The sequence below is a fragment of the Pseudoalteromonas sp. MB47 genome (assembly GCF_011319765.1).
GTDB classification, from domain to species: Bacteria; Pseudomonadota; Gammaproteobacteria; order Enterobacterales; family Alteromonadaceae; genus Pseudoalteromonas; species Pseudoalteromonas simplex.
Genome location: NZ_VFBD01000006.1, coordinates 58,331 through 82,052 on the forward strand (window position 1 = coordinate 58,331; position 23,722 = coordinate 82,052).

Genomic DNA, 23,722 nt, shown 5'->3' on the forward strand with positions numbered 1-23,722 from the left:
CGAATTTTCAAAGGTCATCCAGCCTCATGTTTAAAAAACTCCGTGGTATTTTTTCAAACGATCTATCGATCGACTTGGGTACAGCCAATACCCTAATTTACGTAAAAGAAGAAGGTATTGTATTAAACGAGCCTTCAGTTGTTGCTATTCGTCAAGAGCGTGCTGGTGGCCCTAAGAGCGTAGCATCTGTCGGTACCGAAGCTAAGCAAATGTTAGGTCGTACACCGGGTAACATTAAAGCAATTCGTCCAATGAAAGACGGTGTCATTGCTGACTTCTACGTGACTGAAAAAATGCTACAACACTTTATCAAGCAAGTGCATAACAACAACTTTATGCGCCCAAGCCCGCGTGTTCTTATCTGTGTGCCTTGTGGTGCAACACAAGTAGAAAAACGTGCGATTCGTGAGTCGGCTATGGGTGCCGGTGCTCGTGAAGTTTATCTAATCGAAGAGCCAATGGCTGCGGCTATCGGTGCTGGCCTACCAGTGTCTGAAGCAACCGGTTCAATGGTTGTTGATATCGGTGGTGGTACAACTGAAGTTGCCATTATTTCTTTAAATGGTGTGGTTTACTCTTCATCTGTACGCATCGGTGGTGACAAGTTTGATGAAGCTATCATTAACTATGTACGTCGTAACTTTGGTAGCTTAATTGGTGAAGCAACTGCCGAAAACATCAAACATCAAATCGGTTCGGCTTTCAAAACAGATGAGCCAATTGAAATTGAAGTACGTGGTCGCAACCTAGCGGAAGGTGTGCCGCGTTCATTCACCCTTAACTCACACGAAATCTTAGAAGCACTGCAAGAGCCATTAATGGGTATTGTAAGCGCGGTAATGGTTGCTCTTGAGCAATCTCCACCAGAGCTTGCATCTGATATCTCTGCTCACGGTATGGTATTAACCGGTGGTGGTGCATTATTAAAGGATCTAGACCGTTTATTAATGGAAGAAACTGGTATCCCAGTTGTGGTTGCTGATGATCCATTAACCTGTGTTGCACGTGGCGGCGGTAAGGCACTAGAAATGATTGATATGCACGGTGGTGACGTATTTAGCTACGACTAATGAAGTTACTTTTTGGTCGTACCATCTCTTTGCAACTGCGGCTTTTTGTCGCAGTGCTTTTGAGTGTCGTGCTGATCGTGGGCGATCGCTACACGCAAGGTGGTACAACAATCCGCACCAGCCTAAACACTCTAGTTAGCCCACTCATTTACCTTGCCAACTTGCCCTATGAGCTATTTAGTATTGGCGCGAAGAATCTGCATACCCGCGAACAGCTTTTAACCGAAAACGAAGCATTAAAAAAGAAGCAGTTACTACAAAGCGAACAACTACAACAACTGCAATTTCTATCTCGTGAAAACGATAAATTACGTGCTTTACTCGGTTCATCGGCTAAGCAATCAAACCGTAAAATTATTGCACAAGTCCTCTCTGTTCACTCAAATCCGTATAGCCACCAAGTGGTTATTAACCGAGGTACAACCGATGGCCTAAGCGAAGGCCAAGCTGTGATTGACGAAATGGGTGTAGTGGGGCAAATCACTCAAGTGGGGTCAACTACTTCGCGCGTACTGCTGATGACAGATACAACTCATGCCACACCTGTGCGTATTTTACGTAACGATGTGCGTACCGTGGTTGAGGGCATTGGTAAAATTAACGTGGTAAAGCTTTCGCATGTACCGCATAGCCTTGATGTTCGCATTGGCGATATTTTGGTTACGTCTGGTCTTGGTGGTACCTTCCCAGAGGGTTATCCGGTTGCCGTGGTGACCGAAATTAACCGCGATGAAGGGCGTCCTTTTGCGCAAGTTTATGCTGAGCCAATTGCGCAACTTGACCGTATTCGCTTATTGGTTGTGCTGTGGCGTAATCAGCAGGAGAGCATCAGCAATGAATAGTCGTCACTCTTTGCTGATTGCTATCAGTATCTTTTTTGCATTGGTAATGGCACTAATGCCGTTACCAATTTCGTTTGAGCCATACCGCCCAGACTGGGTGTTAATGGTATTAATGTATTGGTCGTTAGCGGTGCCGCACCGTCTAAATATTGGCACAGCCTGGGTCGTTGGTTTATTAATGGACCTTGCATCAGGTTCGCCACTCGGTGTGAACTCACTGACTTATTCGGTGTGTATATTTATCACTGCGAGTAACTTCCAAAAAATTAGAAACTTTTCTTTATGGCAGCAAAGCATTTTAATTGCTTTGTTTTTAACGCTTTACCACCTCATGCAATTTTGGCTTAACCACTTTTTAATGGGCGTTTATTTTAGCCCGCATTATATGTGGCCAGTGCTAACCGGCATGCTTTGTTGGTGGTGGATATTCTTAATTTTGCGTAAATATCGCCGTCATTTCAGGATTAGATAATGCAAACCGCAATTTATTTGGCGTCTGCATCACCGCGCCGAAAAGAGTTGCTCAGCCAACTTGGCGTTGAGTTTTCTCAATTTAGCGTTGATGCTGATGAAAGCCAATTCCCAAACGAAGCCCCGCGTGACTATGTAGAGCGCCTAGCCAAACTCAAAGCACAATCGGGCGTTGCTATGGGTTACACCGACCGCCCAGTACTTGGCAGCGATACCGTGGTTGTCATTGATGATACCGCACTTGGTAAGCCGCTAGACCAAGCTGATTTTACCGCTACCATGAAGCGCTTATCTGGCCGTACCCATCAAGTGATGACGGCTGTGGCTATTGCTGATAGTGAGCAAGTAAAAAGCTGCCTTGTTGTCACCGATGTTACATTTAAACCACTCAGCGATGCTGAAATTGATGCCTACTGGCATAGTGGTGAGCCGCAAGATAAAGCCGGTGGTTATGGCATTCAAGGCTTAGGTGGCCGCTTTGTGAGTCATCTTTCGGGTAGCTATTTTGCGGTTGTCGGCTTACCTTTATATGAGACAGAGCAGTTATTAAACGAATTTTTAAGAGGGTAACATGAGCACCGAATTACTGATCAACGTTACACCGAGCGAAAGTCGCGTTGCGCTTATCGAAAATGGCGTACTGCAAGAAATCCAATTAGAGCGAATTGGCAACCTTGGCATAGTGGGCAATATTTACCTAGGTAAAATCAGCCGCGTACTACCGGGTATGCAGGCTGCGTTTGTCGATATTGGCTTAGAGAAAGCCGCCTTTTTACATGCATCAGACATTGTAAACAGTGCCTCAATTGTAGAAGGCGTTGACGAACAGCCAATCAAAAAAGTACAAGATATTCGAGAGCTTGTGCGCCAAGGTCAACATATCATGGTGCAAGTGGTTAAAGACCCGCTAGGTACCAAGGGCGCGCGCTTAACAACCGATATCACGATTCCTTCTCGTTATTTAGTGTTTATGCCAGATGCAACACATGTAGGTGTAAGCCAGCGTATTGAAACCGAAGAAGAACGTTCGCGTTTAAAGAAAATTGTTGCTGAATATGGTGATGATGACGGCAGCTTTATTGTTCGTACCGCAGCAGAAGGTGCATCTGAAGCAGAGCTACGTCACGATGCGGAATTTTTAAAAAAGCTGTGGCAAAAAATCGTCACTAAGCGCAAAAAAACCAGTAAAGAAAGTATCTTGCATGAAGATTTAACACTGGCGTTTCGTACTCTACGTGACTACGTAGGTGAAGACATGGAGCGTATTCGTGTTGACTCAAAACTAACCTATCAAGAGCTTAAAGAATTTACTGAAGAATTTGTGCCGCTGTTATCGGGAGCATTAGAATACTACCCGGGTGAGCGACCTATTTTCGATTTATTCGATGTTGAAACCGAGATCCAAAAAGCACTACATCGTAAAGTTGAGCTTAAATCGGGAGGTTATTTAATTATCGACCAAACCGAAGCGATGACAACAGTTGATGTAAATACCGGTGCGTTTGTTGGCCATCGTAACCTCGAAGAGACCATTTTTAATACTAATATCGAAGCAACCTCAGCGATTGCTCGTCAGCTACGTTTACGTAATTTAGGCGGCATCATTATTATCGACTTTATCGATATGATTAGTGATGAGCACAAACGCCGAGTATTGCATTCACTTGAATCTGCGCTTGCAAAAGATCGTGCAAAAGCCAACATAAATGGTTTATCTGCACTAGGCTTAGTAGAGATGACCCGCAAACGCACCCGCGAAAGCTTGGAGCACATTCTTTGTGATGTGTGTCCAGCGTGTTCAGGGCGCGGCTCGCAAAAAACGGTCGAAACGGTTTGCTACGAAATCTTGCGTGAAATCGTGAGGGTAAACCGTGCCTATGCAGCTGATAAGTTCATGGTTTACGCATCGCCTTCGGTAAGTGAAGCATTGATCAATGATGAGTATCACAACCTTGCTGAGCTGGAACTATTTATTGGTAAGCAAGTCAGTATTCAAACAGAGAGTTTATACAACCAAGAACAGTTTGATGTGGTAATGATGTAATGAAGGCAAAAACGGTCTGCTTTTATTGTTTACGTAAGTTATGGCAAGTATTTGCTATTACTCTCGTACTGCTGGCCGTTATTGTCTCTGTGGTAAAGTACTCACTGCCATACGCGAATGACTATAAAGATGACATTGAAGCGTTTTTGTATGAACGTTTTGATGTAAATTTAGCGATTGGCTCAATCTCAGCCAGTTGGCAGGGGAAAGGACCCGCCTTAGTCATCGAAGATATTTCCTTTGAAGATAACCAAACCTCACCCATTGCACTCACCATTGATAAAGCGAGCCTTGAAGTTAACTTATGGGAATCGGTAAAAACCCGTCAGCTTAAATCGAGCTACTTTGTGATCAATGGTTTTCATGCTGATGTCGATTTACCAACGATGCTTGATTTAGGCAATAATCAACAATCAGGTAACTTTGAGCAAAAAGAACTTATCGAAGGTTTGTTTCTTGGTGAAACAGGGCACTTTGCAGTGCAAGATAGTAGCCTTAACTTTATCCTCAATGATGGTAAAGAGCGTAAGCTCATTCTTGAAAACATTGTCTGGCAAAATACCCCTGAGCAACATCAAGGCTCAGGTACATTAGCGTTACCAGGAATTTCTGTTGGTAGCTTTGACGCCCGTATGGCGCTGAATGGGTCGACTCTTGAAACCATGGCAGGTGATATCTATGTGCAAGCGGCGAACGTTGATGTATCTAAATGGCTGGCGCAATATATTAATACCGACAAGCAGCAGCTTAATTCCGACATCAACTTACAAACTTGGTTTAGCCTTGATAAAGGCCTGATCAGCGATGTAAAAGTGCAGTGGCTACCGAGTTTTATCAACTGGCAACAAAACCAAGAAGCGCATCAAATCAGTTTAAGCGAAGGTGGTTTTCATTTATTTCCAAAGCAAGGTGGCTGGCGCTTAAAAAGCACCGGACTTACCTTTGAAAGCGATTTAAAACAATGGCCAACCTTACAATTTGAAGCTCAGCTTGGCGATAAAAATCAAATTTGGTTAAAGCAATTTGATTTTGCATTGCTGGCCAAGTTATCGCAGTTAAGTAACTTTGAAGTACTTGCCCCGTTTTTAGCTCGTCAACCCAATGGTCAGTTAAGTGATGCCTACCTTGAGTTAGGTCAGCAGGATAACTGGCAACTTTGGTTTCAGGGCGAACAAATTAATTGGCTGTCGCTGCAAGGTGTTCCGGGTGGGCAAGCTATCCGCGTTAATGGCTTAATTAATCAATCAGCTGGGCGAATTCAGCTTTATGGCGAGAATAATCAACTATTAACAAACGGCAGCTTTAGCCAAGATATTGCCTATAACCAATTAAATGTAGAACTAGACCTTCATCATTACGATGATGGCTGGCGCATTAGTAGCGATAATATTTGGCTTGATAACGACGAAGTAACTGTGGCTGCTGAGATGATGCTCAGCCTGACTGATGAACCGCGGTTAGATTTATATGCTGAAGCCTATGCCCCTGATGCCAAAGTCGCTGGGCATTATTTTCCGTTACCTGTCATGAGCAAAAGCCTTGTTAGCTACCTCAATGGAGCCATTAAAGGTGGCGAAGTAAATAAAGCGCAAGTGTTGTTCTCAGGGCCATTTAAAGGGTTTCCGTTCAAAGAGCAGCAAGGTCAATTTGAAGTGTTAGCGAATGTTGAAAACGCGAACTATAAGTTTTCACCAAGCTGGCCAGAAGTTGAAGATGCCAACGTCATTTTACATTTCGAAAATGAGCGCATGGATATCTATAGCAAGTCGGGCAAGCTGGTTAATCTAGTCCTTGGCGATAGCGTGCATGTCAGTATTGCCGATTTAATGAATGCAGATGTCTTAAAAGTTGCTATTAATAAACGCGCCCATGGCGATAAGCTTAATCCCTTCTTTTCTGCGACTCCGTTAGCAAAACCGTTAGCTGATGTATTTGAGGTAGTTCAAGCTAAAGGGGAAGCGCAGGCTGAAATTGAATTACTAGTAGATCTAGAGTCTGGTCATGTTGATGCGATTGGTGAAGTTGAGTTAGCTAATATTCCGATTTACCTTGCACAGCCTGGGATCACACTTAATCACATGACCGGTATTGTTAAGTTTAACAACGATAAAATCGACTTAAAAAATGCCAAAGCAGATTGGATGGGTATGCCGCTCACTGCAAGTTATAACAGTGAAAGTGTGGCTGATAACTATCGCGCTGAAATTGCTATAAAGTTAGCACTTGAAGCTGAGCCTTTAATTGAACAGGCGCATGGTTTACTGGCCGGTTACTTAAGCGGCCAAAGTGATGTAGATATTAATGTGTCGCTTAACTTTTTACCGAATGACTTTAATTACCGCGCCGATGTGAGTGGTAATTTAATCGGTGTGACTAGCCAACTACCTGCACCTTATAACAAAGGCGCAGAGCAGAAATGGCCATTAACTGCAGTGGTACAGGGCGACCGTATTTCTAATTTGATCACCGCAAATGTTGATGAGCAGTTATTTTTTAATGCGATTTTAGATAATGGCGAAAAGAAATTTAGTAATGCCCATTTAATTTTAGGTGCACAAGATTTAGGTTTGAACCGTGAAGGTTTTGCGGTATCTATTGATTTACCAGAAACCGAAATAGTGCCTTGGTTTGGCTTAATTGATCAAATTATTGCGCTTACCAAAGTTAAGTCAGATGCGCCAAGTGTGATGCCTGCATTCAACAACGTAACGGGCAAATTTAATAAACTGGCACTACACAATATCGACTTTAATGATTTTGAATTTCGCTTAGCGCCAAAACAATCAGATTTAGAGTTAAAGCTAAATGCTAAAGAATTACGTGCCGATGCACTGATCCCAACCGGTGAAACACGCAGACCAATTCAAATTTTTACTGACTATCTGCGTATTAATTTTAACGAAGTTGCAGAGCAAACAGAGCAAAGCACTGAACCTGAAGATTTAAGCTGGTTAACCCGAGTCCCAGCCATCGAGTTTAACTGTGAAGATTGTAAAGTCGCTGAGTATCAGCTCGATAAAATTAAAAGTAGCTTAGTTGGGGAGAACGATAAACTTTTGTTTACTGAGCTGGTTATCGACAAAGGCGATCACGTATTGCGCGGTAAAGGGCAATTTGCCGATGGGCAAACACGCTTTAGTGGTAACTTACAAAGTGACGATATTGGTGCGCTATTTGATGAGTTTGATATCACTACTACAGTAAAAGACTCTGACGCCAATATTAAGTTTGATCTTGCATGGCAAGGCGCCCCTTATAGCTTTGATGTACCAAGTTTAGCCGGTGAGTTAGATTGGCGTTTAGGTGAAGGGCACCTTGCTGAGATCAGTGATGGTGGTGCGCGAGTATTCTCATTACTGAGTTTAGACTCGTTAGTGCGTAAGCTGAAACTGGACTTTAGGGATGTATTCTCCAAAGGCTTTTTCTATAACAGCATGCAAGGCACGATGCAGCTAGAAAAGGGCATTGCTTACACTCAAGATACCAAACTTGATGGTGTGCCTGCTGATTTAACGATTAAAGGCCATACAAACTTAAATACCTTTGAAATTGATTACGACCTAGCGGTTGCGCCGCAGGTAACGTCGAGTATTCCAGTGATTGTGGCATGGATGGTTAATCCGGTAAGTGGTCTTGCTGCGTTGGCAATCGACAAAGTGATTCACTCAGCGCGGGTGATCTCAGAGATCAACTTTAAAGTAACAGGCAGTATGAACGATCCTGTTGTCGAAGAAGTTGATCGTAAGAGCCGTGAAGTGACGTTACCGCAAGCCGCGCAAAGCCAGCCGCAGTCGTCGACGCAACTAAAATTAAAAGATGCCGCATCTTCAGCGAGTTTAGATAATAATGAAGGCTAATCCTCACCCACAGGTTGTTGCAGTACAAATGTGCTCAAGTATGAATGCTGAGCAAAATCTCGCTTTTTTAGCAGAGACGTTGAATCAGTTACCTCCAACTCGGCCATTGCTAGTGTGTTTACCGGAAAGCTTTTTGATCTTTAGTAAGCAAAGCCAAGCAAGCTATCAATTAGGTCACCAAAGTGAGGCATATAAAGCGAAACTTGCCGATTTATGCAAGCAACATGATATTTGGTTAGCCGCTGGCACCCTGCCTGTTTCGCAGCAAAATGGTAAGTATTTAGCCGCCTCGTTTTTATTTAACAACCAAGGCGATGTGGTTGCGCAGTACAATAAAATTCATTTATTTGATGTAGATGTAGCCGACACTACCCGCAGCTACCGAGAGTCTGATGCGACGCAAGCAGGCAATGATATTGTGGTGGTCGACTCGCCATTTGGTAAAATTGGCTTAGCAGTATGTTATGATCTACGTTTTAGTGGCTTATTCACCGCCATGCAGCGCCAAGGGGCTGAGCTTATTTTAGTGCCCAGTGCCTTTACCACAGTCACCGGCGCTGCTCATTGGCATATTTTATTAGCTGCGCGGGCAATCGAAACGCAATGCTATGTGGTTGCCGCAGCGCAGTGGGGCGAGCATGAAAATGGCCGCCACACATATGGCCACAGCATTATTATTTCACCATGGGGAGAAACGCTCAGTGAGCTTGCCTCTGGTACCGGGTTTATCAGCCATGAGCTTGATTTAAACCGCTTGAATACAATTCGCCAAGACATGCCTGTGCAGTCTCAGCAACGATTTAGAGAGCATTTATTATGAACACGGTTGAACAGCATTTATTACATGACAGCCAATTAACAAGAGAAGAATTAGAAAAAACGCTCGCTTTTATTCATCAGCACCAAGTTGACTATGCCGACCTGTATTTTCAATCGAGCCATCACGAATCTTGGGTGCTTGAAGACGGTTTAGTAAAAGAAGGCTCATACAACGTTGAGCGTGGTGTGGGTGTGCGTGCTGTTAGCGGTGAAAAAACCGGTTTTTCATACTCAGATGCGATTAACCTTGAAGCGTTAAACAAAGCAGCAACGGCTGCGCGTAGCATTGCCAATGCTGGCGAAAACAAAACGATTCAAGTATTCAGTGATGTAGCTGCTAAAGAGCAGTATGCGCCGCATCAGCCAATTCAAAGCATGAGCAACGATGACAAAGTAAGCCTGCTACGTGAACTTGAAAACTATATTCGTCAATTAGCGCCGGATGCTGAGCAAGTTATCAGCTCAATGTCGGCGGTTTATGAAGAAGTGTTAATTGCTGCAAGTGATGGCACCTTTGCCACCGATATTCGCCCGCTTATTCGCTTAAACTGCTCAGTGTTACTTGAGAAGAACGGCCGTCGTGAGCGCGGTGGTGCAGGGGGCGGTGCGCGTTTAGATTATGGCTATTTTAAAGAGTTAGTCGATGGCAAACCGCGCTGGATGGAATACGCCGAAGAAGCTGTTCGCCAAGCAAAAGTAAACCTAGAAGCAATCGATGCACCTGCCGGTAGCATGGAAGTCGTGCTAGGCGCAGGTTGGCCGGGTGTGTTACTACACGAAGCGGTAGGCCATGGCCTAGAAGGTGACTTTAACCGTAAAGGCGCATCAGCGTTTAGCGGTAAAGTAGGTCAAAAGGTGGCATCTGAACTGTGTACAGTCGTGGATGATGGCACCATTGCTGATCGCCGTGGTTCATTGAACGTGGATGACGAAGGGACACCAGCTGCGTATAACGTGCTTATTGAAAACGGTATTTTAAAGGGCTACATGCAAGATAAGCTAAATGCCCGTTTGATGGGTGTTAACCCTACTGGTAACGCACGCCGTGAATCGTATGCTCATTTACCTATGCCGCGTATGACCAACACCTATATGTTAGGTGGCGAGCACAGCCAAGCTGATATCATCAGCTCAGTGAAAAAAGGTATCTTCGCGCCTAACTTTGGTGGCGGCCAAGTGGATATTACGTCAGGTAAGTTTGTATTTAGTGCCTCTGAAGCCTACTTAATTGAAAACGGTAAAATCACGCAACCTATCAAAGGCGCAACACTGATTGGCAATGGCCCAGAAGTGATGCAGCAAATTTCGATGGTAGGTAACGACTTAGCGCTTGATAAAGGCGTTGGCGTATGTGGCAAAGATGGCCAAAGCGTACCCGTTGGTGTGGGTCAGCCAAGCCTTAAAATTGATAACCTAACCGTGGGTGGTACGGCTTAATAATCCTCAATAATAGTTAAAATGAACGCGAGGGTAATCCCTCGCGTTTTTGTATTAGCTCATTAGCATCCATATACCTGCGGCAATCATAAATAAGTTTTCACTCAGAGAGATAAAGCCGAGCGGCACATTACTGTCGCCACCAACACAGGCACATTTCAGTTCTCGTTTATCGATATACACAGCCTTAATAACCGATATCGCACCTATCCCACCAATAAATAGTGAAAATGGTGCTACAGCTAAGGCGGGTAATTTAGCCACCATACCTATCGCTACATACGCCTCTATAAATGGATAAACATAGGCGTAGGGCACGACACGCATGGCTAGTAAGTCATAGGTAATAAATGAGTTAGAAAAGCTGTATAAGTCTTGCAGCTTTTGTATCGCTAATACCGCCATGGATAATGCAACAAACAGCATCAGGTTCTTCATAGAAAATAAAGCCTCACCACTGGCGTAAGTGAAACCGCAGCTTAGTAGCATAGCTACTGCGAAAATGGCTAAAACAGGGGTATAACTGGTACCTTGTTGGCCAGCCTCGGGCAGATTAAAAAAGTCGCGTAAATCATCGTAACCACCAATGCGTTTATCATTGATAAAGGTTTGTGGTGTGGTTTTTATATCATGCTGCTGTTTGAATTCGTCAGTTTGCTCACGGCTGGTTAAGTGACGATCATCAACATCGTAACCATGACGCTCTAGTAAATCTTTTGATTTTAAACCGAATGGGCAAATATGCTCATCGGTCACCATGCGATATAAAATTGCAGACTTAGACACAGTGCCTCCTTGTAAAAATGCCTTGTTTACTGCGTAATAACTACTTAATTACACAGTAAACAAGAGCAAACTCTTGCTATAACTGGTTACTTTATTAACAGTTACAAGGTTTGTGCCAGTACTGTTTATTGCTTAGTTATAGTTAAAACAGCATCCATTACCGGATCGATACCTGCAAAGTAGTCTTTTGCAGAAAGTGTAATTGGCATATCGGGCGCTAACCAGATTCGATGATCTTCCGCTCGGCTTTGCTGGTGGAATTGGCTCGAAATAAGGCCTGTTTGTTTACTGTATGGCAGGTTAAACCAGCCAGCTTCACCTGCCACATTCGGGCGGGTGCCTGATGGCTCACCTACAAAAATCGCTGGCGCTATATTGGCAATCTTTACAGCTACATCATGGCCTGCCGAAAACGTATTGCGGCCAATTAATATAAATAGCTTTCCTTGTGGTTTTAATACGTTAAAAAATGCGGCCGTTGCCACCAAAGGCGGGGTGAGCGAGCCATTACCACCACTGTTATGGCGAAGGTCTAGCACCAGATGCTCAATGTCATCGTGTTTGATTTGTGCTTGTAGCTGCATGGCAAATTCAGCAAGGGTGAGATCTTTGTTATTTCGCACATCATTGAATTGTACATACAGTAATTTATTCGTTTTGATTTGTTCGCTCCAAAACGGCGTATTGTTTTTTGCTAAGTATCTAAGCGTGGGGTGTTCAGCAAGTTTTGGTAACTTAGGAAAACCTGCAAATTGCATTGATTTGAGCGCTGGTGTAACTGTGGTGATAGCGCCTTGTGGTGAGCTGAGCGTAAGTGTTACCTCGCTCCCTTTGCTAATGCCAAGCCCGTTTAGCACATCAAGCAAACTTAAATAATAGGGACCCAACCAAAGGGTTTGCATTTCATTATCGCGAGCATTAATACGTTTAGTTAACTCAAGAGCTTGCTGGGCTGGTGTATCGGCAAATGCCTCAACTTTATAGCCAACATATTGCTGGTAATCGCTACTTGCTTTGCTGATGTATAAACCGTCACTAAATTGATAAAACTGAAATGGTAGTTGCTGAAAGTTGCCTGTTTCACCCCATGCTGGGATCAATAGATTATGACCATTGCCAAGTAATGCAATTAGCTCCATAAACTGAAAAACAATTTGCTGATCGGTTAGAATAGGAATCGACTTATCAATCTCAGCTACTTTTTCTGCAAACTGTTGTGAGCTCATGTTTTGATACATTGCCACGTGTAAACGTTTGATCTCTGAGACTAAAAACGCTAAATCGGCGCGCCACTTTTGATCTCGATTGAGTTCAGTATCCAAATTATTACCTGCAAGTGATTTATAACTGGCTGATTGTGCAAAGCGTTCAAAGTAAGGATTAATACCAGATTTAAATAAGCTGGTGCCAGCAAGTGTTGGGCGGTCATCCCATCTTGCTGCTAGTGCTTTTTTAAGCCAATACTCGGCTTGCTGTTGGTTATCAAGCTCTGCGTATGCCTCTGCAATTTTAACCATTAAATCGTTTGGGTTACTGGCCCCATTAGGAATGCCTTTTAAGCTAGTCCCAATTGCAAGTGCGCGTTGCAAAGCATTGCTGGCATTTTGGTAATCGGCCAATTGAAAATAACTGAGGCCAAGTACATACCAAGTATCGCCATCGTGTTGATATTCATTAATGAGCTTTTTTGTGAGTTTATTCACCTGAGCCCAGTTTTGTTGTTTAGCAAATTCTATTGCTGCTGTTTTCGATTGAAAGTAAGCGATTGGGTCGCTTGCACCAACGCGACTTGGCTGCACTTTTAAAGCTTGATTCGTCACCTCTAAAGAGTGATTCGTTGCTAAAGCAAAACCCGAAAAGTTTATTAATAGGCACAAAGTTAGTAGTAAAAAATAGGACTTGTACATCAGGAGTCTCAAAGTTGTTTTTTGTTTAAATTAGCGTTTGAGTTGTAAAAAAGCGTCCTAAAACAGGATTTAGGACGTTTTTTGTCTGTTTTATGAGCTAATTCTTTTGCGTTTGCTTCTTAAATTGACTCGGTGTTAATCCCGTTTCTTTTTTAAACACGGCATTAAACGTCGATTTAGAATTAAAGCCTGCTTGAAATGCCAGCTCTATCAGGCTGAGTTTTTGAGGTGAGTCTTGCTCTATTTCGCGTTTAACATCATTCACTCTATGCTGGTTGATGTACTCACAAAAGTTGTTCCCCGTAGAGCTGTTAATAGCCCAAGATATTTCTTTACTACCGAGCCCGGTTTGATTTGCTAAGTCGTTTAGTGAGAGCCTAGGTTGTCGATAAAGCGATTCGTTAATAACCAAGTTATCAATGGTTGAGAAAATTTGCTGCGCAAGTTGCTCGTCAGCCGAATCAGTTTGTTCAGCTTCGGGTTCTTCAGGCAATGTGACTGGTTCGAATTGAAAGCTATTTTTGATGGTGTGAAACAACAAAAAGCTAAACATTAGCAGTAACAGTATTTCGTTTAATAAATACCAGTGCATCTTTAAATCGAGCGGCGTGATTGGTTGCACATTCATGCGCAGCAAATCAAATACGACAATAATGGCAAAAATAAATAATGCTTTGATCAGCCACTTTAATTTAAGGCTCTCAGCATCTGAGCGCGCATGCATAAGTTGTTTGTGATAGCGCTTTAAAATGCCATAAGCGAAGTAGAAATAACCAAGTTGACTGAGCGAACCAAGTAAAATGATCGCTTGCGTGTAGTGGGTAAAGGCCAAGGAAATAGCCGCAGGAATTAAGTGTACCGCGTAGTGTGATGTTTTAAAGGGCTGTTTACCTGTAATCGACAAGGTAAAAAAGTAAATCATAGGCCCATACAGTAATGTAAATGCAGGGGTAATTAAGTAACTAGAAAACCCTAACCCTTCTAGCAGGTTAAAGGCGCACACACAGCCTTGAAATGCAAACAGCAGCACCAAGGAACGACTTTGTTTTTGGCTATTAATTAATAATGCACCAAATAACATTTGGAACAGAAAGATACTCTGTACAAGGTGTACAGGGAATAAAGTGATTGATTGCAAAGTAGTTTACGTTTTTATTCTTTTAGCTGAGTTTAACAACTCCCCCTCACTTTGTAATCATAGGCATTAAAAAGTTTAAATTGGTCAGTATTTTAATTGCCTTTTTCTCTTCTTTTTGGCTGTACTTTCGAATAAGTTGATTAATGGCAATTTATGCTTGAATAAGCTAGAATTATCAGTATTACAGGAGGGTTTATGACTACCAAAACTGCTAAGACTAGCAATCAGCAAAAAACTAAGTTTATGCCCGATATGGATAACTTTAAGGTCAGTTTAAGCTATGAAGGTCTAACGCTGAAAACTAATAGTGAAGGCAAAAGTATTGCTGAATTGAAGCGTAAATATGCGCGATAAATACGGGGTAGCTCAAGATAAATATTGCTACCCTGCCTCTGATGTATTAATTAATTTATTAGATATTCGAGAATCGGATATATTAGATCAAGCTGAAGCTGAGTTTACCGCTGAACGCTATAGAACTTATGACTCCCCCGAACAACCTCTATCTAAGTTTTCACTTGAGCATTTAAAACATCTTCATCACCACTTATTTCAAGACTTATATGTGTGGGCAGGTCAAATTAGGGATGTTGATATCTCCAAGGGTAATACCCGCTTTTGTACTTGGACGCGTATTGAGCCTGAAGCTAACAAATTATTTCGAACCATTCCGGCAATATCGAATTGTCAGAATAATGATGAACTAATTGAAAAAGTGGCAGACTTGTTTTGTGAGCTAAATTTACTTCACCCATTCCGCGAAGGTAACGGTAGAGTGTTACGTTTCTTTTTTGAAGAAATGTTATATAGCATCGGCTATAAGGTTTCGTGGCCTCCAATCTCTCAGAGAGAGTGGATTGATGCGAATATTGCAGGTGTGAATTTAAACCTAGATTTACTTAAACGTATTTTTAGTCAAGCAATTTCTGAGCTTTGATAGTGTACTGAAATCACTACCAAATTTACTCAATAAAAAACCTTGTGGCAGCACCACAAGGTTTTAAAATTGACTCGCAACGCGAGTTTATCTCATCGTTACAAACTCTTCTGAGCCCGTCGGGTGAATAGCCACAACAGCATCAAAGTCTGCTTTGGTTGCGCCCATCTTCATTGCAACGGCAAAGCCTTGGATCATTTCGTCAACGGTAAAGCCAATGCCGTGTAAGCCAACAACTTTTTCGTCTTCGCCTGCACACACCAGCATCATGTTACATGCTTGACGGTGCTGAGTAACCGCTGTGTACATTGCTGCAAAGCTTGATTTATATACTTTAACGCTATCGCTGCCGTATTGATCAATCGCTTGCTGCTCTGTTAAACCAATTGTGCCGATTGGTGGATGGCTGAATACCACAGTAGGTACTAGCTCGTAGTCCATTTTTAAATCATCAGGTAGTTCTTTATTGAATAAGCGCTCTGATAAAATGCGACCTGCTTTAACGGCTACTGGCGTAAGTTCGATACCGTTTTCGATGATATCGCCAACTGCGTATACGTTTTCAGCTGTGGTGTTTTGGAATTCGTCTACTTTAACGTAACCAGCTTCAGTTACTTCAACACCTGCCGCAGCAAGATTGATCTTGTCAGTTGTTGGTGTACGGCCAATTGCCCAAATAACTTCATCAACGTTTTGGCTGTGACCATTTTCAAAGTGAATGGTTAAGCTGCCATCGCTTTCTTTAACTACTTCTTTAGGTGTGCACTCAGTGTGAAGAGTTGGGCCTTCTTTTGCCATAATATCGACAAGCGTATCAACAATGTATGGGTCAAAAGTACGTAGTGGTTTGTTTTTACGAACAAACAGGTGTGTTTCTGTACCAAGGCTATGAAGTACGCCTGCGATTTCAACGGCAATGTAGCCTGCACCAACCACAGCAACACGCTTAGGTTGTGCGTCTAGCTCAAAGAAGCCATTTGAATCAATACCAAGCTCAGCGCCTGGAATGTTAGGAATAGTAGGGCGACCACCAACAGCGACAAGGATATGGTCAGCAGTGTATAGCTCACCGTTTACTTCAACTGTTTTGTTATCAACAAACTTAGCAAAGCCATTGATTACAGTTACACCATTGCTAGATAAGTACTTGTTGTAACCTTGGTGAATACGGCCAATATACGCTTCGCGGCTTTCAACTAATTTAGCCCAGCTAAAACCTTTTAATTCAACATCAAAGCCGTAGTCAGGTGCATATGCGTTAATTGCTTCAGCAATTTGTGCGCCGTGCCACATTACTTTCTTTGGAACACAACCCACGTTTACACAGGTGCCACCCATGTGTTTTGCTTCAATAAGAGCGACTTTTGCGCCACGCATTGCTGCACGGTTTGCAGAGGCAATACCGCCACTACCACCACCAATTGCAATGTAATCAAAATGCTGAGCCATAGTTTGTCCTCAAAAATAGATAACTTTTTATTAATTAATCGATTTAGTAATAAGTTGATAATAGCATAATAAAGACCAAGGTTAAGCCCCTTGTATTTCATCAATTCGCCCCAACTTCAAAATCATCTTCGCATAAAATTTGAGAACGAAAATGACAATTGCAGAAAATAACCCGCTCATTGGTTTAGAAGGGCTACCGCCGTTTTCTAAAATTAAACCAGCACACGTAGTGCCAGCATTAAAAGCGGCGATTGCTGAGTGTCGTACCAAAATAGATGAGGTACTGGCAAGCAAATCATACACATGGAATGATTTGGTGCTTCCGCTTGAAGAAGCTGATGACAAGTTATCACGCTTATTTTCACCGGTATCACATATGAATTCTGTCGTTAATAACGACGAGTTACGTGAAGCCTATGAGCAATGTTTGCCGTTGTTATCTGAGTATTCAACCTTTGTTGGTCAGCATCAAGGTTTGTACGATGCTTACAACGCGCTTCACAACAGTGATGAATTTAAAACACTAACGACTGCCCAGCAAAAAACCATTACTAATGCACTGCGCGATTTTGAGCTATCTGGTATTGCCTTAAAGCCTGAACAACAAAAGCGTTATGGCGAAATCAGTGCGCGTTTATCTGAGCTGGCCTCTAAGTTTGGTAACAATGTAATGGATGCAACTCTTGCTTGGCAAAAGCATATTACAGATGAAAGCGAACTGGCTGGTTTACCAGAGTCTGCGTTAGCCCTGGGTGCTGATACAGCTAAAAGCAAAGAGCTAGAAGGCTGGGTATTCACGCTAGATTTTCCATCTTACCTACCCATTATGACTTATGCTGATAATCGCGAGTTACGTGAAGAGTTTTACACTGCGTTTGTGACGCGTGCTTCTGATCAAGGCCCTAACGCCGGTGAATTTGATAACTCAGCTATTATGAGCGAAGAGCTTGCTCTGCGTCATGAACTTGCCGAGTTACTTGGTTTTAACAGCTACGCTGACATGTCATTGGCGACTAAAATGGCAGAAACGCCAGAGCAAGTTTTCTCATTCTTAGAAGATTTAGCTGCTAAGTCTAAGCCACAAGCAGAGCAAGAGCTTGCTGAGCTAACAGCTTACGCAAAAGATAAGCACGGTGTGACGGAACTGGCTGCATGGGACTACGCTTACTACGGCGAAAAGCTCAAGCAAGAGAAGTACGCGATTTCTGATGAAGTGCTGCGCCCATATTTTCCAGCCAATAAAGTTCTAAGTGGCTTATTCACTACAGTTAATCGTTTATTTGGTATTAGCGTTAAAGAAGTGACAGAGTTTGATACTTACCACCCTGATGTACGTTTCTTCGAAATTTACGATAACAGCAACACGTTACGTGGTCGCTTTTATCTAGATTTATATGCCCGCGATCGCAAGCGTGGTGGTGCTTGGATGGATGACTGCATGGGTCGAAAAGTACGTGCAAACGGCGAATTACAAACCCCTGTTGCGTACTTAGTGTGTAACTTTAATAAAGCAGTGGGTGATAAGCCTGCTTTGTTTACGCATAACGAAGTGACTACGTTATTCCATGAGTTTGGTCATGGTATTCACCATATGTTGACACAAGTTGATGCTGCGCCAGTTGCTGGTATTAACGGTGTTGCATGGGATGCGGTTGAGTTACCAAGCCAGTTCCTTGAAAACTGGTGTTACGAAGAAGAAGCGCTGAGCTTTATTTCGGGTCATTACGAAACAGATGAGCCATTACCAAAAGAGTTACTAGATAAACTTCTTGCGGCGAAGAACTTCCAATCAGGTATGCAAATGCTGCGTCAGCTTGAGTTCTCGTTGTTTGATTTTACTATTCACCATACTTACAAAGCGGGTGAGCCATGTCATATTCAAGCAACACTTGATGAGGTACGCAGTAAAACGGCTGTTGTTAAAGCGCCAGCGTTTAATCGTTTCCAGCATGGCTTTAGCCATATTTTTGCAGGCGGTTATAGCGCAGGTTATTACTCTTATAAATGGGCTGAAGTACTCTCGGCCGATGCGTTTTCTAAATTTGAAGAAGAAGGCATTTTTAACCCAGCAACGGGCGAAGCTTTCTTAAAGAACATTTTAGAAAAAGGGGGGAGCGAAGAGCCTATGGAGCTATTTAAAAAGTTCCGCGGACGCGAACCACAAGTTGATGCACTATTAAGACATAGTGGTATTGCAGCATAATACACATTACTTAAACTAAAGCGCCGTAAGGCGCTTTTTTATTAATAATTCTTAGCAAATTCAATCTTGCGTACTATTCTTTTTAAAAACAGTTGCAGGAATTAAGTATGTCAAAACTTGTATTAGCCATTGATGATGATAAGTATGTCCATCATGTGATTGAAGAATCACTATCGGGCTTTTGCACGTTGATCCATGCTAAAAATGGTGAAGAAGGATTAAGACAGGCGATAAAGTACAGCCCAGACATTATTTTACTTGATGTTGAAATGCCTGCTAAATCAGGGTACGAGGTGTGTAACGAATTAAAAGCTAACCCGCAAACTAAAGATATTCCTGTGATGTTTTTATCGGGTAAAGCGGACTTACCAGACCGTGTAAAAGGCTATAACGCAGGTGCAGCTGATTACATTGTAAAACCATTCAATGCTGAAGAGCTGATGGCACGAATTCGTGTGTTATATCAGTACCGCCAGCATTCAAAAAAATTAACCAGTGACGTTGAGCGAGCGCAAATAACCGCCGAAATAGCGATGACAGATTCAGGTGATATGGGACGCATCATGCGCTACGTTGGGCAGACTTATCATGCGCATGATATCAAAGCGTTATCTGAGCATATGTTTGAGTTTTTTAACCCGATGGAGCTTGATGTCGTGCTGGCGTTTTGGTATCACGATGTCGGCGTGTTTTGCTGTGCCGAAGGTGGAGTATGTCCTTTAGAGCAGGAGTTACTAGAAAAACATCGTGATGCGAATCGCTTTGTTGATTTTAGCCACCGCACCATTATTAATTACCCTAAAGTGTCAATGTTAGTCAAAAACATGCCACTTGATGATGCCCAACTTTATGGTCGTTATAAAGATTTATTCCCGCACATCCTCGAAGTCACAAACGCAAAAGTTCAAGATATGGAAATTAATGAGCGGGCACTGACTCAGGCACAGCAAATTGGGAATGCCTTTAATGAACTATCTCAACAAATGTATCAAAACAGTGATTCACGCGAACGAGCAGTTGAAAAGCTAGCTGCGCAATTGGATGAGTTAAATAAGTCAGTCGCACAAAGCAATTTGTCGAGTAGTGATGAAGTAACTTTTCATCTACAGCAACTAGAGCAGACTAAGTTATTATTTTCTTCGCTCAATGATGATTTAGCGTTTATAAAATATCAGTTAAAACACATTATTGAAGCGCGTAGTGATCTTCTCGCCAGTTTACAAAAAATGGCAGAGCCTAGTCACACTGAAGATGTCACTTCACAAACGGATATCGAGCTATTTTAAGCCATGCTATACTGACGCCGATTAATATAGCTCGGAGTTTTGTGTGGTAATTCATTGTCCTTTTAAAGAAATGCGTCCTTATTTAGATGCAATAGAGTTGCGTTTTGGTTTAGCTAAGTGGGCTGAGCAGAATGCGGGCTTTTCGCTTCATTATGACGACCAAGGTCTTAGCTTGAAAAAAAAGGACGAACCTAAGCTGGGTGCAATCCACGTTGATTTTGTAACGGGTGCTGCTGCTCACCGCCGTAAGTTTGGTGGAGGTAAAGGGCAAGCTATAGCAAAGGCTGTAGGGTTAAATAAAGGTGCCACACCAGTGGTTCTTGATGCCACCGCAGGCCTTGGTCGTGATGGCTTTGTACTGGCATCACTAGGCTGTAAAGTGATTTTACATGAGCGCCATCCAGTAGTTGCCGCGCTATTATTTGATGGCCTAGAACGCGCCTATAACGATGCAGAAATTGGCCCTTGGATGAAAGAAAACATGAGCTTAGTGTTTGGCTCTAGTCATACGTTACTGGCGCAGTGTAGTGATACTCCTGATGTTGTGTACTTAGATCCTATGTTTCCTCATCGTGAAAAATCAGCCCTCGTTAAAAAAGAAATGCGAGTATTCCAAGAGCTTGTGGGCTCAGATAGCGATGCCGATGATCTATTAGAGTTTGCTTATCCGCTTGCTAGTAAGCGAGTGGTTGTGAAGCGCCCTGATTACGCGCCATTTTTAAATGACAAAACCCCGAGTATGCAAATCAAAACCAAAAAGAACCGCTTTGATGTATATGTAAAAGCGGCAATGGTTTAAATCTAATGTTTTTGGATGTGTATGGTTTTTTCGTGTAGTTATTTATGGTGGTATTTCATCATATTGTCATAAAAGGTTAATATTCTACGCGCGCAACGTTACTTGGGAATATCGTTTATGCGCGTGTCATCATTTACTCGGCTATTGGCCGTTTTACTTACTCTCGCTAGTATTTTATTAGCAGCCACTCTGTTTTGGGCAAGTCAAACCTTATTCGGTTTAGAGCAACAAGATAACGCTTATAACAAGCTAAAAAACACCATCATTATTGATTTAAAAAGCTACCTTGATGATTATTTAGAACAAGGTGACAGCCAACACTTAAATAAAGCTTCTACGCTGATAAGTGATGTTAAAAAGCAGCATTTAGCTAAGTTGCCTAGTGATCTTGCAAGTCAGCTTAATAGCCAGCTAACAGCACTCGATAAAGACATCAATGGTAAGTACCGCGCTTTAGGTAAGCTGTCTGGTAACGAAATGGCGCTGCTTGATAACTCGTTAAGACAAATGGCAGGTTCAGCTTCATCATTAATTGGCTATGCAAGTAAAGCCGAGCCGCAAACAGCGCTTGCACTTGAGTATTACCAACTAGCTGCTGACTACTACAGCGAAGTCACTTCACTTGCTTTGTACACTTATAAGTTAGTGATCAACTTTGATCAAGACACTAAAAACAGCCTTAATCAAAGTGTTGAAAACCTAAATGCGCTTGGGGCTAAAATCGATAAACTCGAAAATTTAGGTGTAATGAGCGAAGTGGATGAAGACGCTTTATTTTTTGGCGAAGAAGCAGAAGATTTGGCCGGTGACATAAAAGCTGAGTTAAGTAGCTGGCCCAAACGCTTCCCACGTGATTTAGCATCCACTCTTGAGCAAGCAGAGCAGCGTCAAACCGGCATGCAAGCATTGCGCGAGCAAATAGGCGCCTTGTCTACAACGGTGCTCGGTGCAGAGCAAAAGCTAAAAGATGAACAGAGCGACCTTAAGCAGCAAGTGTTTATCGTGTTTTGTGTAGCCATTGGCATGCTGGTGGTTTTAGCAGCTGGTGTGTATTTCGTACAGCGTAACCAAGTGCTTAACCCGCTGCGTCAATTGCGTGATGGCTTTGCTTTCTTAATTGAGAGTAATGAGCTTAAAAACATTGAGAGTAAAAATCCGAAAACTGAAGTCGGTGAAATTGCCCATTACTTTAATCAATTGATTGAGCGCCAGCGTGGTGAAGCAGAAGAACGAGCACAAATGCTTAAGGTTATTAATGACTTTATGCTAGAGATGAGCGAGCACTTACATACGATTGCCCAGCAAACTGATGCTAGCCACTCTCAGGTTGAACAAAACCAAAGTTTACTTACTGATATTCAAGACATTGGTGAACAGGTTAATAACATCAATGGTCAAGTTGCTGATAACGCCAAACAAACCTTTGGTGCGATGGAGCAGAGCCTAGGCTTTGCAGATAGCATGTTAACCGCAAGCTCTCGTACTGAAGAACGCGTTGAGCAAGGCCTAGATAGCTTAAAAGAGCTATTAAAAGGCGTTGATGATGTGGGTCAAGTTATTGAGGTGATTAAAAATATTGCTGAGCAAACAAACTTATTAGCACTGAATGCAGCGATTGAATCGGCGCGTGCAGGTGAGCATGGCCGAGGCTTTGCGGTGGTCGCTGACGAAGTACGAAAACTTGCCAGACAAACGCAGGGGTCACTTGATGATATTAACAATCAGTTAAACCGCTTAAGTGAAAACTCCACCATGGTATCGGAGCAAATTAGCGCACTGGCTAATGATGCCGAGCTACAAACACAAAATGCCCAAGAACTTAAACGTAACTCCGAAGGCGTAGCTGGCAACGCGCAAGATGCAAATAAGGTCGCATTTGATGCTATGGAGCTGGCTAAACAGCAAAACGCCTTACTCGAAAACTTCAGTCAATCAATGCAAAGCATGAAAGGGCAGGTAAGCGAATCAAACTCTCTGGTTAGTGATATTCAGCATCGCCTACAAGAGCAAATGCATACCATTAAAGCCAGCTTAGGTTTATAACCCTCCAAAGGGCGAGCAATGGTTTACGTTGTTTGTCCTTAAAATCATGCTGTATTCAATTTTTTAGGTATATACTCTGTACTCTTATTTTCTTTCAAGGAATTACGATGATCGAACAAGGCCAAACTATACCTACAGCAACCCTTAGTGAATTAACTAGCGAAGGCATGCAAACCTTAACAACAGAGGCATTATTTGCAGATAAAAAAGTAGTGTTGTTTGCCGTGCCGGGTGCATTTACACCAACATGCTCTAATGCTCACTTACCTGAGTTTATTACCCTGGCCGATAAAATTACTGCTAAAGGCGTTGATGCAATCTACTGTGTATCGGTGAACGATGCATTTGTAATGAAAGCATGGGGTGAAGCTCATAACGCTGAGCATATTCGTATGTTAGCAGATGGTGATGCAAGTTTTACCAAAGCACTTGGTTTAGATAAAGACACAGCTGGTTTTGGTGGTATACGTTCTAAGCGTTATGCAATGATCGTTGAAAACCAAACTGTAACAGGGCTGTTTGTTGAACAAGACAAAGAGTTTGTAGTAAGCCGCGCTGAAGCTGTGCTAGAAAAGCTTTAATAGCAATTCATAAATACAAAAAAGCCGGACGTAAGTCCGGCTGAAAGTCCCTG

General features: G+C 42.6%; 19 protein-coding genes. 15 read left to right on the forward strand and 4 right to left on the reverse strand.

Annotation, left to right across the window (positions count from 1 at the left end):
• Positions 1 to 26: 26 nt before the first annotated feature.
• The 8 genes from IMPJCBKJ_RS02955 to tldD are packed head-to-tail and all read left to right on the forward strand — an operon-like array spanning position 27 to position 10,540.
• Positions 27 to 1,070 (forward strand): rod shape-determining protein, encoded by a 1,044-nt coding sequence (locus IMPJCBKJ_RS02955; protein WP_054552787.1) that lies wholly within the window; start codon positions 27 to 29, stop codon positions 1,068 to 1,070.
• Entirely contained in the window at positions 1,070 to 1,912 is an 843-nt protein-coding gene (mreC, locus tag IMPJCBKJ_RS02960) for a rod shape-determining protein MreC (RefSeq protein WP_054552786.1), read from the forward strand. The genes IMPJCBKJ_RS02955 and mreC overlap by 1 nt, the downstream gene beginning before the upstream one ends.
• Positions 1,905 to 2,384 (forward strand): rod shape-determining protein MreD, encoded by a 480-nt coding sequence (mreD, locus tag IMPJCBKJ_RS02965; protein ID WP_054552785.1) that lies wholly within the window; start codon positions 1,905 to 1,907, stop codon positions 2,382 to 2,384. The genes mreC and mreD overlap by 8 nt, the downstream gene beginning before the upstream one ends.
• On the forward strand, positions 2,384 to 2,953 hold the full coding sequence (locus tag IMPJCBKJ_RS02970) for a Maf family protein (protein ID WP_138616160.1): 570 nt from the start codon (positions 2,384 to 2,386) through the stop codon (positions 2,951 to 2,953). The genes mreD and IMPJCBKJ_RS02970 overlap by 1 nt, the downstream gene beginning before the upstream one ends.
• A gap of 1 nt (position 2,954) precedes the next feature.
• Positions 2,955 to 4,427 carry a ribonuclease G gene (gene rng / locus IMPJCBKJ_RS02975; RefSeq protein WP_138616162.1) on the forward strand — a complete coding sequence of 491 codons (1,473 nt, stop codon included), beginning with the start codon at positions 2,955 to 2,957 and terminating at the stop codon, positions 4,425 to 4,427.
• Positions 4,427 to 8,284, forward strand: coding sequence for a YhdP family protein (locus tag IMPJCBKJ_RS02980; RefSeq protein WP_138599265.1), 3,858 nt, complete (start codon positions 4,427 to 4,429; stop codon positions 8,282 to 8,284). Before rng ends, IMPJCBKJ_RS02980 begins: the two co-directional genes overlap by 1 nt.
• The gene (locus IMPJCBKJ_RS02985; protein ID WP_166338730.1) at positions 8,274 to 9,104 is read left to right on the forward strand and encodes a carbon-nitrogen hydrolase family protein; all 831 of its coding nucleotides are present in this window, start codon (positions 8,274 to 8,276) and stop codon (positions 9,102 to 9,104) included. The genes IMPJCBKJ_RS02980 and IMPJCBKJ_RS02985 overlap by 11 nt, the downstream gene beginning before the upstream one ends.
• Entirely contained in the window at positions 9,101 to 10,540 is a 1,440-nt protein-coding gene (gene tldD / locus IMPJCBKJ_RS02990; protein WP_055021391.1) for a metalloprotease TldD, read from the forward strand. The genes IMPJCBKJ_RS02985 and tldD overlap by 4 nt, the downstream gene beginning before the upstream one ends.
• Before the next feature lie 54 nt (positions 10,541 to 10,594).
• Here tldD and IMPJCBKJ_RS02995 read toward each other — a convergent pair whose 3' ends face one another.
• From IMPJCBKJ_RS02995 to IMPJCBKJ_RS03005, 3 genes are all read right to left on the reverse strand, one after another.
• Entirely contained in the window at positions 10,595 to 11,326 is a 732-nt protein-coding gene (locus tag IMPJCBKJ_RS02995) for a glutaredoxin family protein (RefSeq protein ID WP_166338731.1), read from the reverse strand.
• A 125-nt stretch (positions 11,327 to 11,451) separates the two neighbouring features.
• Entirely contained in the window at positions 11,452 to 13,125 is a 1,674-nt protein-coding gene (locus IMPJCBKJ_RS03000; protein ID WP_166338732.1) for a hypothetical protein, read from the reverse strand.
• A 205-nt stretch (positions 13,126 to 13,330) separates the two neighbouring features.
• A complete protein-coding gene (locus IMPJCBKJ_RS03005) occupies positions 13,331 to 14,371 on the reverse strand; it encodes a helix-turn-helix domain-containing protein (protein WP_166338733.1) in 1,041 nt (346 codons plus the stop codon).
• A 195-nt stretch (positions 14,372 to 14,566) separates the two neighbouring features.
• Between IMPJCBKJ_RS03005 and IMPJCBKJ_RS03010 the strand changes: the two genes are divergently transcribed.
• Both IMPJCBKJ_RS03010 and IMPJCBKJ_RS03015 read left to right on the forward strand, forming a co-directional pair.
• Positions 14,567 to 14,725: a hypothetical protein gene (locus IMPJCBKJ_RS03010; RefSeq protein ID WP_166338734.1), complete on the forward strand. Its 159-nt coding sequence runs from the start codon at positions 14,567 to 14,569 to the stop codon at positions 14,723 to 14,725.
• Entirely contained in the window at positions 14,715 to 15,308 is a 594-nt protein-coding gene (locus IMPJCBKJ_RS03015) for a Fic family protein (RefSeq protein ID WP_166338735.1), read from the forward strand. Before IMPJCBKJ_RS03010 ends, IMPJCBKJ_RS03015 begins: the two co-directional genes overlap by 11 nt.
• 87 nt (positions 15,309 to 15,395) lie before the next feature.
• Here IMPJCBKJ_RS03015 and gorA read toward each other — a convergent pair whose 3' ends face one another.
• Positions 15,396 to 16,757, reverse strand: a complete 1,362-nt coding sequence (gene gorA / locus IMPJCBKJ_RS03020) for a glutathione-disulfide reductase (RefSeq protein WP_166338736.1) — start codon at positions 16,755 to 16,757, stop codon at positions 15,396 to 15,398.
• A 151-nt stretch (positions 16,758 to 16,908) separates the two neighbouring features.
• On the opposite strand from gorA, the gene prlC reads away from it, so the two are divergent.
• The 5 genes from prlC (at position 16,909) to IMPJCBKJ_RS03045 (ending at position 23,669) form a co-directional block, all read left to right on the forward strand.
• Positions 16,909 to 18,960, forward strand: coding sequence for an oligopeptidase A (gene prlC / locus IMPJCBKJ_RS03025; RefSeq protein WP_138616173.1), 2,052 nt, complete (start codon positions 16,909 to 16,911; stop codon positions 18,958 to 18,960).
• Between the two features lie 107 nt (positions 18,961 to 19,067).
• On the forward strand, positions 19,068 to 20,246 hold the full coding sequence (locus IMPJCBKJ_RS03030) for a response regulator (protein WP_054552774.1): 1,179 nt from the start codon (positions 19,068 to 19,070) through the stop codon (positions 20,244 to 20,246).
• 43 nt (positions 20,247 to 20,289) lie between these two features.
• The gene (locus tag IMPJCBKJ_RS03035) at positions 20,290 to 21,045 is read left to right on the forward strand and encodes a class I SAM-dependent methyltransferase (protein ID WP_138599257.1); all 756 of its coding nucleotides are present in this window, start codon (positions 20,290 to 20,292) and stop codon (positions 21,043 to 21,045) included.
• Between the two features lie 117 nt (positions 21,046 to 21,162).
• Entirely contained in the window at positions 21,163 to 23,088 is a 1,926-nt protein-coding gene (locus IMPJCBKJ_RS03040) for a methyl-accepting chemotaxis protein (RefSeq protein ID WP_166338737.1), read from the forward strand.
• A 107-nt stretch (positions 23,089 to 23,195) separates the two neighbouring features.
• Entirely contained in the window at positions 23,196 to 23,669 is a 474-nt protein-coding gene (locus tag IMPJCBKJ_RS03045; protein ID WP_054552771.1) for a peroxiredoxin, read from the forward strand.
• Positions 23,670 to 23,722 lie beyond the last annotated feature (53 nt).

Excerpts from the sequence above, each read along its gene's own strand:
- IMPJCBKJ_RS03040 (WP_166338737.1), top strand. The coding sequence starts at position 21,163 with ATGCGCGTGTCATCATTTACTCGGCTATTGGCCGTTTTACTTACTCTC.
- IMPJCBKJ_RS02970 (WP_138616160.1), top strand. The coding sequence starts at position 2,384 with ATGCAAACCGCAATTTATTTGGCGTCTGCATCACCGCGCCGAAAAGAG.
- IMPJCBKJ_RS03015 (WP_166338735.1), top strand. The coding sequence starts at position 14,715 with ATGCGCGATAAATACGGGGTAGCTCAAGATAAATATTGCTACCCTGCC.
- IMPJCBKJ_RS03045 (WP_054552771.1), top strand. The coding sequence starts at position 23,196 with ATGATCGAACAAGGCCAAACTATACCTACAGCAACCCTTAGTGAATTA.
- IMPJCBKJ_RS03010 (WP_166338734.1), top strand. The coding sequence starts at position 14,567 with ATGACTACCAAAACTGCTAAGACTAGCAATCAGCAAAAAACTAAGTTT.
- prlC (WP_138616173.1), top strand. The coding sequence starts at position 16,909 with ATGACAATTGCAGAAAATAACCCGCTCATTGGTTTAGAAGGGCTACCG.
- mreC (WP_054552786.1), top strand. The coding sequence starts at position 1,070 with ATGAAGTTACTTTTTGGTCGTACCATCTCTTTGCAACTGCGGCTTTTT.
- gorA (WP_166338736.1), bottom strand. The coding sequence starts at position 16,757 with ATGGCTCAGCATTTTGATTACATTGCAATTGGTGGTGGTAGTGGCGGT.
- IMPJCBKJ_RS03030 (WP_054552774.1), top strand. The coding sequence starts at position 19,068 with ATGTCAAAACTTGTATTAGCCATTGATGATGATAAGTATGTCCATCAT.
- mreD (WP_054552785.1), top strand. The coding sequence starts at position 1,905 with ATGAATAGTCGTCACTCTTTGCTGATTGCTATCAGTATCTTTTTTGCA.
- IMPJCBKJ_RS02980 (WP_138599265.1), top strand. The coding sequence starts at position 4,427 with ATGAAGGCAAAAACGGTCTGCTTTTATTGTTTACGTAAGTTATGGCAA.
- IMPJCBKJ_RS02955 (WP_054552787.1), top strand. The coding sequence starts at position 27 with ATGTTTAAAAAACTCCGTGGTATTTTTTCAAACGATCTATCGATCGAC.
- rng (WP_138616162.1), top strand. The coding sequence starts at position 2,955 with ATGAGCACCGAATTACTGATCAACGTTACACCGAGCGAAAGTCGCGTT.
- tldD (WP_055021391.1), top strand. The coding sequence starts at position 9,101 with ATGAACACGGTTGAACAGCATTTATTACATGACAGCCAATTAACAAGA.
- IMPJCBKJ_RS02985 (WP_166338730.1), top strand. The coding sequence starts at position 8,274 with ATGAAGGCTAATCCTCACCCACAGGTTGTTGCAGTACAAATGTGCTCA.